The 15996-nt window shown below is 61.3% G+C and carries 13 protein-coding genes; 5 read left to right on the forward strand and 8 right to left on the reverse strand.

The features are described 5' to 3' along the window. Nucleotides 1-201: 201 nt before the first annotated feature. Both RHM57_RS13325 and RHM57_RS13330 read right to left on the reverse strand, forming a co-directional pair. Entirely contained in the window at nt 202-861 is a 660-nt protein-coding gene (locus RHM57_RS13325; RefSeq protein WP_322188304.1) for a DUF1345 domain-containing protein, read from the reverse strand. A 644-nt stretch (nt 862-1505) separates the two neighbouring features. Continuing rightward, complete coding sequence (locus RHM57_RS13330; RefSeq protein ID WP_322188306.1) at nt 1506-2576, reverse strand: LCP family protein; 1071 nt, start codon at nt 2574-2576, stop codon at nt 1506-1508. A 1150-nt stretch (nt 2577-3726) separates the two neighbouring features. Here RHM57_RS13330 and ftsW point away from each other — a divergent pair. The 5 genes from ftsW to RHM57_RS13350 all read left to right on the forward strand — a co-directional run bounded on the left by ftsW (nt 3727) and on the right by RHM57_RS13350 (nt 9163). After that, the gene (gene ftsW / locus RHM57_RS13335) at nt 3727-4893 is read left to right on the forward strand and encodes a putative lipid II flippase FtsW (protein WP_322188309.1); all 1167 of its coding nucleotides are present in this window, start codon (nt 3727-3729) and stop codon (nt 4891-4893) included. A 284-nt stretch (nt 4894-5177) separates the two neighbouring features. Then, a complete protein-coding gene (locus RHM57_RS19620) occupies nt 5178-5606 on the forward strand; it encodes a low affinity iron permease family protein (protein ID WP_416173091.1) in 429 nt (142 codons plus the stop codon). A 148-nt stretch (nt 5607-5754) separates the two neighbouring features. Further along, nucleotides 5755-6693, forward strand: coding sequence for an undecaprenyl-diphosphate phosphatase (locus RHM57_RS13340; RefSeq protein ID WP_322188310.1), 939 nt, complete (start codon nt 5755-5757; stop codon nt 6691-6693). A gap of 573 nt (nt 6694-7266) precedes the next feature. Beyond that, nucleotides 7267-7968, forward strand: a complete 702-nt coding sequence (locus RHM57_RS13345; protein ID WP_322187993.1) for a DUF4397 domain-containing protein — start codon at nt 7267-7269, stop codon at nt 7966-7968. Nucleotides 7969-8350: 382 nt separating this feature from the next. Next, complete coding sequence (locus tag RHM57_RS13350; protein ID WP_322188312.1) at nt 8351-9163, forward strand: anti-sigma factor domain-containing protein; 813 nt, start codon at nt 8351-8353, stop codon at nt 9161-9163. 227 nt (nt 9164-9390) lie between these two features. Here RHM57_RS13350 and RHM57_RS13355 read toward each other — a convergent pair whose 3' ends face one another. From RHM57_RS13355 to RHM57_RS13380, 6 genes are all read right to left on the reverse strand, one after another. After that, a complete protein-coding gene (locus RHM57_RS13355) occupies nt 9391-10548 on the reverse strand; it encodes a cation:proton antiporter (protein ID WP_322188314.1) in 1158 nt (385 codons plus the stop codon). A 13-nt stretch (nt 10549-10561) separates the two neighbouring features. Next, nucleotides 10562-10963, reverse strand: a complete 402-nt coding sequence (locus RHM57_RS13360; protein ID WP_322188316.1) for a hypothetical protein — start codon at nt 10961-10963, stop codon at nt 10562-10564. Between the two features lie 579 nt (nt 10964-11542). Further along, nucleotides 11543-12664, reverse strand: coding sequence for a nuclease-related domain-containing protein (locus RHM57_RS13365; protein ID WP_322188318.1), 1122 nt, complete (start codon nt 12662-12664; stop codon nt 11543-11545). A gap of 207 nt (nt 12665-12871) precedes the next feature. Continuing rightward, nucleotides 12872-14194 (reverse strand): MFS transporter, encoded by a 1323-nt coding sequence (locus RHM57_RS13370; protein WP_322188320.1) that lies wholly within the window; start codon nt 14192-14194, stop codon nt 12872-12874. 5 nt (nt 14195-14199) lie between these two features. Beyond that, nucleotides 14200-15348, reverse strand: a complete 1149-nt coding sequence (gene dgoD, locus RHM57_RS13375) for a galactonate dehydratase (protein ID WP_322188322.1) — start codon at nt 15346-15348, stop codon at nt 14200-14202. Then, nucleotides 15345-15995, reverse strand: coding sequence for a 2-dehydro-3-deoxy-6-phosphogalactonate aldolase (locus RHM57_RS13380; protein WP_322188324.1), 651 nt, complete (start codon nt 15993-15995; stop codon nt 15345-15347). Before RHM57_RS13380 ends, dgoD begins: the two co-directional genes overlap by 4 nt. Nucleotide 15996 lies beyond the last annotated feature (1 nt).

Consider the following 15996-nt stretch of genomic DNA (forward strand, 5'->3'; position numbering starts at 1 on the left):
CCGCAGACAACGACACTAATTCAAACGCTCCAAACTTCAACCGCTCGATCGCCCCCAGGCCTTGAAACAGTGGATGGGGCACTCCGGTATCGCGATTCTGCGTTTGCGAGACCCGTCAGAAACTCCTGGATGGGCTCCGGGACTCGTTCGATTTTGCGGTGCGTGTCCGGCCTTATTTGCTCGAGTTAGTGGCTTCCGGGGTCAGTTGAGGATGTTCACGGCGCGGGAAATGACCAGGGCGAGCAGAATGAAGCCGGTCAGTGCCTGATACGCCATCAGCATTTTCGCTCGGTGCGTGAGCGGCATCACGTCCGTGGGGCTGAACGCCATCATGTTAGTCAACGAGATGTAGGCGTAGTCCAAATAGCTTGGCCGCCAGTCCTCACCCCCTGGCGCCCCGTCATGTTGCGGGAAACGGAAGTCCACAGTCGCCGTCGCCCACTGGGCTGCATCGCGACGCGCAACTGGACCTGACCGGTCCAGCTCCCAATACACCAACGAGAACGCAATCACGTTCGTAACCCAGACCTGCAGCGCAGTGAGGAGGACATCCGGACCATTCACTCCCCCATAGAGAAGCTGGCGGACCGTGAAAACAACGGTGACTTGATTGGCGAGGGTCAGCAATGACGCCAGCCCAATAGATAGCCACCGGGACCATGTGGTCTCCCGCGATAGCCGGCGTGGGTTGAGGATCGTCAACGGGATCAGCAGAAGCAAACCCAACACCGGGACGACCCACCGGGGCAGAATCTGCACCTTCTCGGGAATGAGCAGATACAGAACCAGACTCAGAATGATTGCGGCCAGGACCGGCCAGCGGTGCTCGTGCCTCACAAGAGGCGTCGACGTTTCAGTCACAGTCGAGAGTGTAAGCGATCCCCAATCACGTCGACGCCGTCACCGGTGAAACGACTCTTCGAAGCGCCGACGCACAGTTCGCTGTCCTCGCTCAGGTTTCCGTGCGACTAGGTGAGGAATGGTGTTGAACCCAGTTCCCTCATCGCCACCGCGATAATCGTTGCTATTGCCAGCACTATCGTTGCCACTGTCAAACCGCGACCAGGAGCACCTACCGGGATCAGACGGTATGCCCGGACGGAGAGCCCGAGCCCCACTACCGTGGCGATGAAGGCGGCAAACGGGAACACAACTGCGAACAAGATGCTAGCAAGCGTCAACCAGAACCCGGACTTGCGGCCCGGAGTGTTCGTCCAATCCCCGGGCGGCCGTCTCAGGCCACTCAACTCGTTCTCGTCCGCATTGAAGTGTGCGTCGTTCAATTGATGCCCCTCACGTTTGTTCGGCGGCCAGTATCACACAATCCCCCCTGACCGAAGGAACATCGCCCAGGAAGCGGTCGACCCAACGAGGGCTATCAGCCTCCCTGTGCGCCATACCTGGCGAGCCGCGAGCACTTGGCAAACGACGCACGGTGCACCAATCGTGACGGTCTAATCGGTGCGGTTCGAGATGGGAGTTGGACGGTTCTCTTGGCGGTGGATCTAGTTGCCCTTCGTACAGGTTTGCTGATCAGCGGTCTGACCGGTGACGCTGGATGGGAGCACGGCATTGGCCCCAGCGGGAGCGGCGACGGGGGTCGCCGTCGGCGTTGAAGCTGGAGTGGATGTGGAACTAGGTTTTGCGGTCGCGGCTGGCGTGGGAACAGGGGCCACCGGAGCGTTACTCGGGAGCACGGCCGCCCGGCCTGGGGCCCCAGAGAGCTGCAATGGTTTATCCGCGACCAAAGCGGTGTTCAAGACTGTGGCGGCACTGGACTGGGCGATCACCCGTCCTGGCTCGGCCGGGTCAGTGACGGTGGGGTACTGAACAAAGACCATGTTCGCCAGCCCTGTGTCCTTGATCGCGAGAGCGATCTGGACCAAGGTCGTCGGATTCGTCAGCGTATCCGAGAGAACCATGTTCCCCGTTGCCGCTTTGGCCAGGGAGAACAACGCGATCGGGTTTCCCAGGACGCCGCCACTTTGGACCTTCCGGGCCAGAGCAGCCATGAAGAGCTGCTGGTTACTGATCCGCCCCAGGTCACTGCCATCACCGATACCGTGCCTGCTCCGCAGGAACGAGAGTGCGTCGTCGCCGACGAGGGTTTGCTGGCCCGCCGCCAAATGCAACGGAGGCGTCGTGTACAGATCATTGACCGCCGAGGCCAGGCAGACGGTGACCCCGCCGACAGCGTTCGACATGGCAGTCACCCCGTCGAAGCTAATCTCCGCGGCGTAGGGAATCTGGACGCCGGTGAGCTTCTCGATCGTCAACACAACGCAGGACAGGCCACCGCGTGACAGGGTCGTATTCAGCATCACCCGGCTGGACGCCGACGCGGTCCCGCCATCGGCCTGCGGACACGCGGGAACGGCAAGCATCAGGTCCCGGGGGAAACTAATCACACTGACGCTCTGATGATTCTGCGCAATGTGCAGCAGCATGGTCACGTCGTTGTTACCCGCGCCAGAACTACCCGCGAGCTCTGCGGCCGTCCCATAGGCCCCGCCCTGGCCGGTACGGGTGTCCGTGCCCGTCAATAGCAGGTTAACCCCGCCGGCGATCGCGGTCACGTCCGCGGCCGGGGCAGGAGCCGCCGTGTCGCCGGGCGTCTGATCAAGGTGGGCCAAATGAACACCGGGCTTGACGCTGCTGGCAACATCCCACGCGGCAATCGCCGCAACGGAGCTCCCACTAACCAGAAGCACCGCGAGGGTGATGCCAAAGGTCTTCGTGACCGTCCGCCACGGCCCCCGAGGTGTCAACCGTCCATGCCGGATCGGCTGACCGGCATTCCGGTCACGCCCACGCAAGGGCCCAGCGTGTGTCACGGTAACCCTCTTCCGCCCGGTCGAACCAACCGGAACATCCACGAACAGTCGTTTCGACCGAACTGTATGCCAGCAGTGACCGGAGATTCCTGTGAAAGTGCTCCTCGACCAGCGCAATCTCACAGGAAGCCCGCCAAGCCCACCAAACGGGGGATGACGAGTGTCGCCGGATCAGAGTCAGCGTTGTTTGATGGCGTGTTCAACACGGGAGTTCACAAATGGCGTCCATGGTCGTCAGATTGCAGCTCCCCAATGGGACACAAACGCGGCATTCAGTATGGAAACGAAACGTTTCCAGTGGGGAATCCCTACTGCAGAAGATGGGAACGGGCGCCCGGGGGTCATCTCGAGCGCCAACATCGGGAAAGACTTTGGCCCCGCCGCGAGTAGCCGTTCATTCCGCTCCGCGGTGCACGGGCAAGTCGACGAATCGAAAAACGGCGACCGCCAACGCCGTGAACTGTCTTGTCCGAGCCGGCGATACAGGCAGCCTGCGCACCTCCACGGCCCCTTGTCGGTCGAGCTCAACGTCGACGAGGCTTTTCCAGCAGAGATTTCCGAGCAGGCACAATCTGGGAGAGACATGCGACCCGACGCGACACGTGTGGGATGAACGAGCGGTTCTGGATTCCCTCAGTAGTGTCGTGGTGGCGCCCCAGCCCATTGCCGCGCACTCTGATCTGATCCCACACCCGGCAGGACACTCCCCGCATATGACCGTATGTGAAGTACCGAGCAATTGTGGTCAATCCACACTAAATTCCACCTCCGCGACGTCTCCTGAGAAGGGGCTCGGTTCGTGATGAGTTCGCGCAACCCGACCGGTGCGCCACGTTCAAAGACCGACCACAGGGTTCCGTCAAATAGACCGTCACATTCGACGCGCATTAGCGTGGGCCGTTTGATCCGCTCAGAATCCCCGAACTATTTTCTGCTCCTGGGAACGACGCTGTTCTTGGTTATCTTGGGCTTGATCATGGTCCTGTCTTCGTCATCAGTAGATTCCTTTGTTGCTCACGAGGGTTTCTTCGGCGTTGTGCTTCATCAAGGTGCCATCGCCCTGGTCGGCGTCCCATTGATGCTCGTGCTCAGCCGGATGCCGTTGAAGTTCTGGCAGCGTATCGCTTGGCCGACGCTCATCGCTACTTGCCTCGTTCAGTTGCTCGTCTTCACCCCGCTGGGTGTGACCGTGGCCGGGAACACCAACTGGCTGTCCATTGGCAGTTTCCAATTCCAGCCATCTGAAGCCATCAAAGTCGCCCTCGTCATTTGGCTGGGCATGCTTCTGGCACAGAAGAAAGATCACCTCGACGACTGGCGCCACGTCCTCGTGCCCGTTTTCGGCGTCGGCGGCACGGCCGTCATGCTCGTCATGATCCGCGGCGATCTGGGGACAACAGTAATCCTCGCCGGTATCCTCTTTGGCTCCCTCTTCTTCGCCGGCGTAAAGCTACGCATGCTCGCCATCCCCTTGGGGATCGGCGCCCTTGGCGCCCTGGCTGCGGCCATGGCCAGCGGAAACCGGATGGCCCGGATACTGAGCTTTTTCGGCACGGGCTGCGATGGCTCAACCGGCACGATTTCCGCCGCATGCTGGCAACCCTTGCACGGCACGTGGGCTCTCGCGTCGGGCGGTATCTTCGGCGTTGGACTCGGGAACTCCAAAGCGAAATGGTCCTGGCTTCCAGCCGCGGACAACGACTACATCTTCGCGATCATCGGCGAGGAACTCGGTCTCATCGGCGCAGTCGTGGTGCTGGGCCTTTTCGTCCTGCTGGCCATCGCCTTCCTCCGCATCATGAACGCCACCACCAGCCCTCAAGCCAAAGTCAGTACTGCCGCCGTCATGGTCTGGATCATCGGTCAAGCACTCGTCAACATGGGCGTCGTCCTCGGATTCATCCCTGTCCTCGGCGTGCCCCTCCCCCTCATTTCTGCTGGGGGCACCGCCCTCCTCACCACCCTCATCGCAATCGGAATCGTGCTCTCCTTTGCACACAGCGAGGCGTCGCCGACACGCACACCTCCACCCGAAATGCCGGACGCCGACCACCCATAACTCGTCCCGCTCGCTCTCGTCGCAACACAGCACGCTGATTGAAGTGGAAACGGCACGGAATCGATTCTTGGTCCACCCACGGTGTCGACGCTGTGAAATCCTTCGCCGTTGTCTCCTCGATGAACCGTCCACCGAAACAGTGCCTCGCACCACCGGGTTTGCGCGTCGAGTCAACAGTTGTTTTGACGGGAACAACGCCTAGTCTTTCGTGTGTGCAGAATGGGGCTAACGGCTACGAATCGATCAACGCGGACCACCAGAAACGGCTGGATCGATCTCGCGAAATGACGCGGAAGGACCGGACGAGCGTGCCCGACAAACGGTGGAGCAGCAGGGTCCTGCACCATATCGGCACAGTGAGCGAACACGCCGCCGCGGGATTGGTTGCCGGAAGTGCACTCGTAGTGTGGGTCGCGGTCGGGATAGCGGCGGGATTTCCTCCATGGTGGGAGAACGTCCTTTACATTGCGAGTTCATCCGTGACAGTCGTTATGGTCTTCGCAATCCAACATACGCAAGCACGACAACAGTCGGTAACCCAGCGCAAGCTCGACGAGTTACTACGCGCCCAGCCAACTGCCGACGACCGACTCATCGCGCTCGAAGGTGCGTCGGACGACGAATTGGAGGCCCTCACTGACCTCAGCCAAGAGACCCGAAAACGAGCCCTCGAGACGGATGCCCCGCCACCGGCGGTAAATCCCCTGACGTAAGGAATCGATGTGGCCCACGTCCCGACCAGATCGGGATCGGTCTGGCCGACCGTCCCAGTCGTTGGATTTCGTTCACGTGGAGGAACCCTTGACTTCACCGTTAGCGGCGCACGCCGGCGCAGGTGACCAGAGCCTCTAACCTGTTCATATGATCACTTTGATTCAAGCGGCGATTCTGGGATTCCTCCAAGGGATCACGGAATTGTTCCCAATTTCCAGCCTTGGCCACAGTGTCATCCTGCCCACACTCTTCGGCTGGAACATCGACCAAAGCAGCCCCGCCTTCCTCGGGCTTCTCGTTGCCACCCATCTGGCTACCGCTATCGTTCTCTTCCTCTTCTTCATAAAGGACTGGATCCGGGTTTTCCAAGGGTTCGGACGTTCCATCCGGGATCGTAAAATCGGCCCCGACGACATCTACGCGAAACTCGCCTGGCTGCTCATCGCCGCAACAATCCCCGCGGGGATCGTGGGCTTGCTCTTGGAGAAGCCCCTCCGGTCCCTTTTCGCATCCCCACTGATCGCTGCCGCATTCCTTGTGATCAACGGCCTCATCCTTCTAACCGCAGAACGCCTCCGACGGCATCCGAACCGGGCTCAGACCGGACGGGTGAGCGTTGATGCTGTTGCGAGCGGACGCCCCATCCCCGCGGGCTCGGCCAACACGCAAATGTCCGAGACCGAGAGCTCCGACACCACGATCGCCAAGCTCACCTGGAAACAGGCGTTCGGAATCGGCGTCGCCCAGACGGCCGCCCTCCTTCCGGGAATATCCCGATCAGGATCAACCATGGTCGGTGGGCTCCTCTCCGGACTCAACCACGAAACCGCTGCCCGATTCAGTTTCCTACTGGCCACACCCATCATCGGCGCCGCGGCAGCACTGAAACTCCCGGGACTGTTCAGCCCACAGATGGCCGATGAGAGCGGCGCGTTCCTCGTCGGTGCGCTCTGCTCGGCCGTTGCCGCATGGTTAGCCACGAAGTTCCTGCTGCGCTTCTTCGAGACCAGGACACTCACTCCTTTCGCGATTTACTGCATCGTCGCCGGAACCATCTTCTTCGTAGTCCTGCTCGCGTTCCCTTAGAAGTCCGTCAGGACACCGCACGTCAAATCAGTTGAGATTCCATTCCTCGGAGCCCACACGGTCATCACCCCCTACGTCCTCGCTCGGCTGAGGCATCCTTGGCGATGACGTGCATTATGGCCGCATCACCCGCGCCGATCCGCACTTCGAGGTCATCACGGGGATCCAAATAGCCGATCGTGCAGCGGGTTCAGGATCTGTGCTCGATGTCGACAGCAAGCGACCCGCCCGATCACAGGTCGCGCCTGTCTCTTGTCAGAGGTCCCTACCCAGCCGCGACTTTGCGGATCTCAGCTGGCGCCAGAATCCGAGTTCGGAAAGTTGACCCGGCATACCGACGGGACAGGATCATCGACCAAGTGATAAGAATCGCACCCTACGAGGGACAGTTCGCGGCCCTGGACCACACTGCGGACCCGGCTGAGAGATTCGCGCTGGCAGCGCCAGCCAGGGTTCAGCAGATGGATTCCAGAAAATTGTTAGCGTCGCGTGCATCCAAAACGGAAGTTCAATCAGAAGAGAGTCTGGGAGGCGATGACGCTTCCCGTCCAGAACAACTAGCAGGAGGTAACCATGCGCAAGACCATCGCTGTCGGCGCCGTAGTCGGTGTACTCGTCGCCCTCGCGGGATTCATGCCGGCCAACGCCAATGAGAACCACAGCCACGGGGACAACGGCCCCGCCGAACTAACCGTGTTCCACGCAATCCCGGGCGTCACCGTCGACGTCTACGTCAACGGAGCACTCACTCTCGATAATTTCACCCCCGGTTCATTCTCAGACACTCTGAGCCTTGACCCAGGCACGTATTCCGTGGCGATCACCGCCGCTGACGCCAAAGACGCCTCCAATCCTGTGATCGGCCCGATCGATCTCAAGCTGGGCAGCGGCAACAACTACACCGCCGTCGCACACCTGACGGAGGCCGGCATGCCGACCGCGACCCTGTTCCAGAACAACCCGGATGCCGTCGGAAAGGGCAAGGGTCGACTCACGGTCCGCCACGTCGCCGCTGCACCCTCCGTCGATATCCTGGCCAACGGTGCCGCCGCGATTACCGACCTGACCAACCCCGACGAGGTCGAACTGACCCTCCCGACGGGGACGATCAGCGCGGCCGTCGCCGCGACCGGCACGACCGCAGCGCTGATCGGTCCGGCCGACGTGACCATTGCCAAGCGCACGAACACCATCGTGTACGCGTGGGGCAGCCTCGCTGACCACAACCTCGCCCTCGCCGTGCAGACCGTCAAGCTCGACAAGGCCCACCACTAAGCAACACCCAGACACCTCCTGCGCTCTGCCATCCGAGCGCAGGAGGTGTCCGCTTCAACGCACACAAACTAGATCCAAATCCGCCCGATACATCAGGGTGAGCTCCACCGGTCTCCTGTGGGCCAAACGTGCATATGGCCGCCGACTCAACCCGAGCCACGAGGACACAAAATCCCTTCGACGGCCGAACGTATTGTCAGTGGCTCCCTGAAGGGGGCTTCTGGCTATTCTGTGCCTGACATCGTTCTGCGCCCACCGTCGACGGGGGGACCATGAACAAGCAACATGCCGGTCGACGCTTTGAGTGCGAATAGCCCGGGCACGGGGATGAACCGCATTCTTCGAATCCTCAGCGGAGCACGTAACCGATTGGAGGCGAGCGATGACACACATTGACCCCGAGAACCTTGCCATCATCGCCCTGGCCGGGACCGACCTCACCGCAGCTGAACGCCAGCACCTCACGGGATGTCCGGGGTGCGCGCTCGAACTCCTTTCTCTCCAGCACACCGTGATTGTCGGCCAGGCGGCGCGCAACGTGTCCCTCACCGAGCCTGCTGAAACGGTCTGGGAGCGGATTCATGGCGCTCTCGGACTCAGTGCCGCCGTCAAGAGCACACCACGACGTGACCAATTCGTCGGCGCAACGCCCGCAGCGGCAACCAATGTCCCGGAGCCCGCCCAAACCCGAACTTCGAGGGATCATCTCACCGCGACGAGGGCTCGCACACTCGTTGACCTGGCACCGCGTCGCCGTCTGTGGCTACCTGTTTCCTTCGCAGCTGCGCTGGTCGGCCTCATCGCGGGCCTGGCCGGTGGCATCTGGTTCGACTCACTTCAGCAGGCCGCCGCACCAACAGTGATTTACCAAGCGCAACTCACCCCCTTCCCCGGCTGGCAAGCACACGGCCAAGCGTCGGTTAAGGAGAGCGCGGACGGGCACCGCAACGTGACCGTCGACCTGACGGCTCCCGCCACCCCGGATACCTCGCTACGCGAGGTCTGGCTGATCAAAGCAGACGCCTCAGGACTGATCAGCATCGGCCTGCTCGACGGAAACACCGGCCGCTTCGACATCCCCGATACTGTCGACCTCACCCAATATCCCCTCGTCGACATCTCAGCTCAACCCAACAACGGGAACCCCGCGCACTCTGGGAACACGATCGTGCGTGGACACCTGCAAGCCAGTTGACACACACTCGCAGGCCCAAACACGTGAGAACGCCTCGACCGCCGAAAGGAAACGTAGGTGATCCGCGCCGTGGCACTCTAGCTTGCCTGGAATCGGGCAGTCCGGAGCAACAGACGGGGGCGCGATCGGGGCCGCTGGCGAGGCGGCAGGTGGGAAACGTCCAGGGCTGCGGCCGAGGCGCTCTTTGGTAAACTCTCGTCGTCCTCCCGACGCGGCTGGATCTGAGACTAGGGTGCCGCAGGAGGTGCGGCAGAAATGTTCGCCTGCCGCTTCGCGGCGCGCCCGCCCGCGAGTGAGGAGAGGACGATGGTCACGAGCGCGCCGAGGAGGAGGGCCGCGCCCTCACCGGGTACGAGTAGGTGGGCTTGCTCACCGATCGTGGCCGCGGCGACGGGAACCCCGAGCTGGGCAGCAGACAGCAAGCCCAGAGGCAGCTCCTGACCGAGGAACCGAGTGGCGGCGTGGGCGAGCAGGGCGCCACCACCGAGCGCGAGGCCCAGGAGAATCATCTGCGGGTGTGTGAGGAGGTCACCGAGGTTGAGAGACGCGCCGAGCCACACGAAGAAAAGTGGTCCGAAGAGCCCATCCGCGAGTGCGAACAGCTGTCTGGCTAGCCGGCGGGGCTCGCCGATGGCGGCGACGACCAGTCCGAAGGAAAACCCGGCCAACATGATCGAGACGTGGCCGAAGACCGCGAGAGCCGACATCGCAAACAAGACCGCCAATTGGATGCGGAGTTCGAGAGCGAACTTGCGCTGCTCGGAGAGCCGATGCAACCGCAATCGAGCGCCGTTTCGCTCCAGACGCGACAACGTCAGGTAGAGCACCGCAGCGGCCGCAGCGACGGCGCCCGCTCCGAGGGCCGCCCGGCCGGCGTTGGGCGGATCGATCGCCAGAGGCAGGGCGATGATCGCGACGATGTCGGCGATGGCGACCTGGGCAGTGAGTTGCAGCACCGAGTTTCCGCGCAGCCGCAGGGCATCAATCACCGGCAAGACGAGTGCCGCCGAGGACGATGCCATCAGTACGGCGTAAAGGGGAGCGTGTGCGCTCCCGAAGACGACGGCGGCACCAATACCAAGCGCCACCGCCAGGACTCCGGTGAACAACGCACGAACTGCGCCCGTGCCCAGTGCGGATCGGATCTGCGCGTCCCGCACGGGCACGTGTGAGCCGGCCACGAACATGATCAGAGCGAATCCGACATTGGCCAACAGCGTGATCGATGGGTCCGACGAATCGACCAGACGGAGCCCCGTATGGCCAACGAGGATGCCCGCCAGGATCTCGCCCAGCGTCACCGGAAGATTCCACCGTCGTGGGATCGCCAGCAAAGGCCCGAGCAGGGCAACGATCGAGATGATCGCCAGGGTTTGGAATGTCATCGCTAACCCACCACTAGGGGACGGCCGGCCGCCCCAAGATCAGGTCGGCCAGCTGCACGGGAATGTTCGTGTTCTCATCGGTGTGATATGTCGCACAGACCCGGTGGTAGCCGTCGGCAATGTGTAGAGGCACCGCCGAAGAGAGATTGCCACGAACGAGCAGGATTGGCGAGAGCTTCACGCCGGTCCGGATTTTCAGCAAGTCAGAGGCGACGTGGGGGTTGGTCACGTCAAGGAGCGGCAGGCCCGCAGCCCGGAGAATGTCCTTGGCTTTCTGAATGGTGATCGGCGTGTCTTGGAGCGCCTGCACGGTGGCGTCGACGCTCTCAGCTTGCAGGAGCAGGTGCAAGTAGTCCGCGGCGCTCGGGTAGTCCTGCGCCTCGGGCGACTCCAGCCATTTGACTTTTTTGGGCATGGTGGTCTTCCGTTGTTTTTTCGAGCAGGCTTTGGGAATGAACTTTCCGGCCCGGCCCGGTCCGGCCCGGGCTAGAATCCACCGCCTGATAGCTTGAGCGTAGTAGTGATCCGGCCGCCATGGAGGCGACCGCGATGCAGGCGTAGTAGGTGCATCAATTTGCGCTGGGCGGCCGCTCAGTCCAACGCCGGCAGCATCGGTATGAACGAACATCTCGGATTCGTCATCGAAGAACGATGGCTAAGTCTCGCTTCACCGCAGTAGTACGAGGAATCGGGGAGGCGCAAACCATTCCCTATTTGGTACACACATAAGTACACACATGGACTGCCGAAGAAACAGCGGATAACCACCGTCAATTCGACCGAGAATGCTGATTAGGCCCGTTTCGGCCCGAAAAAGTGTGCCCCTGGAGGGATTCGAACCCCCAACCGTTTCCTTAGGACACAACCGAAAGCGATATCACTTTCGACGTAAATATGCCTTTGATCAAGATTTAAGAATGCCAAATTCATCTAGGTACACACAGAAGTACACACATAGCGGCTCCGCGATCACAACCTCAGGTCGCGACATCGTCTAGTGCGTGAATCGTCGAACAAACCAGAGAATCGACCCGACAAGAGCCGCAACGATCACACCCACCACTCCAAGGTTCAGGAGCGGAGCGAACGCCACGAGCAGCGAGGGCAGCACGCAACCGGCTGGGGAGGTGCACGGCTGGTTCGCGACGCCTTGGAGCATCGACATCGCTGTGATGATGAGTCCGCAAGCGAGCCACAGCTTTACGAGGTCACTCAGTGTCACTCGCAGTCGGCCCTTCCGTCGTGCCGGGGAGCGAGGCGGAGTCGCGCGGCTGCGGACGGGAGCGCGATTCGGAGCGCAGTTGGGAGCACGGGTCGCGGGGCGAGATGTGCTTCGAGTCGGCGCGGCCTTGGCTCGAGAGCGAACCGCAGTGGGAACGCTCGGCGTCACGACCTGAACGACGAGTCGCTCGAAACGTGGCATCACCCGCAGCGTGTCTGCTGCTCTCGGGTCGACATGCCAGGTTTCCGGTTCTTCCGCTGCGAACTCGATCAAGGCCAATTCGCTGTCACTCAAGTGCTGAGGCCGGGCCAGGAGCCAGGCGACAAGTTCCTTCGCGTCCACAACAGAAACCATGCCCTCGTCGGGGACCCGCTTGTCGCTGATCGACCTCGCACCAAGAATGGCCAGGACGGAAATGACCGGCACGGGGAACCCGACTTTTGCCGTCAGCCGTCGGCCCACATCTATCGTGTCGCTCTGCGCCTGCTTCAGGTGGCGGGTATTCGCGTTGTTGACTCGAAGCACGAAGTCGCCCACCCAAACGGATGCGCCGGCATGGTGCTTCGTGTTGATCGCGAACACTCCCCCGGGCCCGATCACGAGGTGGTCCACGTCCTTGGTGCCGGCACCGATCGGCACCGCGTGGCGCACGAACCACGTCGGGCCGAGCGCGGTAAGTAGGGCGCCTACCTCGATCTCACCGAGAGCTCCGGCGTACCAGGACCAGGCATCAGCACACAGCGTCACCCCGGCGGGGGATCTCAGTGAAGGATCGAGCGCCTCAGCGGCAGCCTGGACCTGTAGACATTTCGCCGCCACCGAGTAGCCAGCTCCGCGCGAGGACAACGCCTGGATGCCCGCAAAGTCAACGCGCCCGTCCAAATCGTCAGACATCGCCACCCGTACCCCCGTAGCCTGACGCTACCCGCACGCGACCGACATCCTCGTCCCCCACTATGGGGTTCGAGGCGACCGAACTCCGCGCACGTCGCCGAAACGACGGAACCCGAGACGCCGTCCGGTGCTCACGCAACGATGTCAGCGCCTCAGGTTCCATGCCCCGATGTCATGTCGGTTGCATACGCCTCTTGGTCGGTAACGCTATTCGATCACGCGTTCAACCTTTCCAACCAAGAACACGTAGGAGCAGATCCCGGCCGCCGTGATGAGTGTCATGTAGACGAACGCGGGGGCGAAATCGGTCTTAGAAACGAGCAAGCCGATCACGATGGGAGTCGCGATTGACGAGAGGTTACCGATGAAGTTGAACATGCCACCGGTCAGGCCCATCAGACGGGCTGGAGCCATTGCCGAGACCAGAGACCACGTAATCGACGCCAGGCCATTGCCGAAGAACGCCACCGACATGAACATGACGACGAGAGTGGTGTCGTCCGTGAAATTCGCTCCGATCATGGTCATTGAAAGGAGCAGACCAGCGATGATCGGTAGCTTGCGTGCCAGCCCGAGGTTGAATCCCCTCTTGACGAGGTTGTCGGAAAGAACCCCACCGAGAAGCACCCCTACGAGTGCGGCCAGGAACGGGAGCGAGACTAGGAATCCACTCTTGATGTAGTCCATGTGGCGGTAGTTCACAAGGTAGCTGGGGAACCAGGTCAGGAAGAACCACAAGGTTGACGTTAAGCAGAACTGGCCGAGGTAGATGCCCCACAGCTTGCGTCGGCGGAGAACAATAAACATGTCCGTCCAGGCAATCCGCTTTCTTGGGGCTTTGGTCGGCGTCGCATCCAAGTCGACGAGACCGCCGCCTTCTTTGATGTATGCGATTTCTTGGGCATTGGCCTTGGCCGACTCACGAGGGTTGCGGTAGACGATGTACCAGACCAGCGCCCAGACCACTCCCGCCGAACCAGTCAGAACGAAGATCCAGTGCCAGCTGAGCACGAACTGGAGCCACGTCAGCACGGGTGTCAGCAGAGCCAGACCGATGAACTGGCCCGAGGTATAGAACCCGATGGCGGTGGCGCGTTCCCGCTCAGGGAACCATCTCGTGACAACCTTGTTGTTGATCGGATAGGCGGGGGCCTCGAAGATACCAACGGCGAGCCGGAGCACAATGAGCGCCGCGAAGCTGCCGACGATACCCATGAAGATCGTTGCGGCTGACCAGAGTACCAAGCACGCCGGGTAGAGGAGACGCGGATGGACGCGATCAACGAGCCAGCCACCAGGGAGCTGAAGGGCGGCATAGGTCCAGCCGAACGCAGATAGAAGGAGTCCTTGCTGCGCCGTGTCCAGACCAAATTCTTTGGAGATGAGTGGTGCGGCTACGGAGAGATTGGCTCGGTCCATGTAGTTGATAACCACGGTAACGAACAGCATTATCGCGATCACATAGCGGACTTTGGTAGTACCCGCCAGTGCGCGGGGTCTTTCCGGGCGTGTTTGGGTCGTGGTCGACATGTGAGTCACCACTCCGCAAATGAACCGTCGGTGTGACGCCAAACTGGGTTGCGCCAGCGGGCACCTTCCTGGGCGCGCTCGAGGACATACTCTTCGTTGACCTCGATGCCTAGGCCGGGTCCGTTCGGGATGGCGACCATACCGTCGTTGTAGGCGAAGACGCCAGGATCGACCACATAGTCGAGCAGATCATTGGACTTGTTGTAATGAATACCCAGGCTTTGCTCTTGGATGAAGGCATTGTAGACATTGGCATCTACCTGGAGACAAGCGGCGAGGGCGATCGGTCCGAGTGGGCAATGCAGCGCGACGGCGACGTCGTAGGCTTCTGCCATTGCGGCGATCTTACGAACTTCGGTGATGCCACCGCAGTGCGACGGGTCGGGCTGGATGATGTCTACAGCCCCGCTGGCGATGATGTCTTTGAAGTCCCACCGGGAGAAGAGCCTTTCGCCTAGTGCAATAGGTGTGGGAGTGTTCCTCATGACGTCCAGGAGGCTGCTGACGTTCTCACTGAGGACAGGCTCCTCGATGAACATCAGCTTGTAGGGCTCGAGCTCCTTGATCAGCACCTTCGCCATCGGCTTGTGGACGCGACCATGAAAGTCGACACCAATGCCGACGTTCTTGCCGACAGCTTCACGCACCGCGGTAACGTTCGCGATGCACTTTTCCACTTTGTCCCAGGTATCGATGAACTGCAGCTCTTCGGTGCCGTTCATCTTTACCGCTGTGAAACCGCGGTCGACGGCGTCCTTGGCCGCCTTGGCCGTATCGGAGGGACGATCGCCGCCGATCCAGGAATACACGCGAATCTTGTCGCGGACCTTCCCACCGAGCAGTTCGTGTACCGGGACGCCGAGCGCTTTGCCTTTGATGTCCCACAGCGCCTGGTCGATTCCGGCGAGGGCGCTCATGTGGATTCCGCCTCCACGATAGAAGCCGGCACGGTAGAGCACAGTCCAGATGTCTTCGATATTGCGGGGGTCCTTGCCGATCACGTAGTCGGAGAGTTCTTCAACCGCTGCGGCCACAGTTGCCGCCCGCCCCTCGAGCACGGGTTCACCCCAACCGACGATGCCCTCGTCCGTCTCAATCTTCAGGAAGAGCCAGCGCGGTGGTACCGAGTAGGTGGTGAGTTTGGTGATTTTCATGCTGACTTCCTTGTCGAGGCGAGTGCCGATTTCCAGGCTGCAATCATGGCGATGGCACGCTGTCGGAGGTCCTCGATAGCGATGCCTGGTTTGTACAGTGACGAGCCGATTCCAAAACCGGTTGCGCCGGCTGCCATCCAGATTCCGATGTTGGTTGCTTCAATGCCGCCAACAGGAATTAAATGGATTTCTTTGGGAACGACTGCAGTCCAGGCTTTGAGCCCGTTGATCCCGACCTGTTCGGAGGGGAAGATCTTGACGTTCTTCGCGCCGGCGCCGATAGCAGCGAAGGCGTCGCTGGGCGTGGCTGCTCCGGGGAAACTCTGCATCCCTAGACGCACGGTTTCTGCAATCACAGCGGTGTTGGTATTGGGTGAGACGATGATCTGACCCCCGGCGTCGTGGCATTGACGGACCTGATCCACAGTGAGGACAGTTCCAGCACCCACTAGGCAATCCAGTGGAAGCAGCTCGCGCAGGGCAGTGATCGTTGCGAGAGGGTCGGGCGAGTTGAACGGCACCTCAAGGGACCGGAAGCCCGCGTCGTACAGGCACTGGCCGACCTCAGGGGCCTCCTCCGTCGTCAGACCCCGAAGAATCGCGATGAGACCTGGGTAATTCATGGGTGTTTCGATTGTGGATTTCACG

It is taken from the genome of Cryobacterium sp. 10S3 (assembly GCF_034344045.1).
Lineage (GTDB): Bacteria > Actinomycetota > Actinomycetes > Actinomycetales > Microbacteriaceae > Cryobacterium > Cryobacterium glucosi.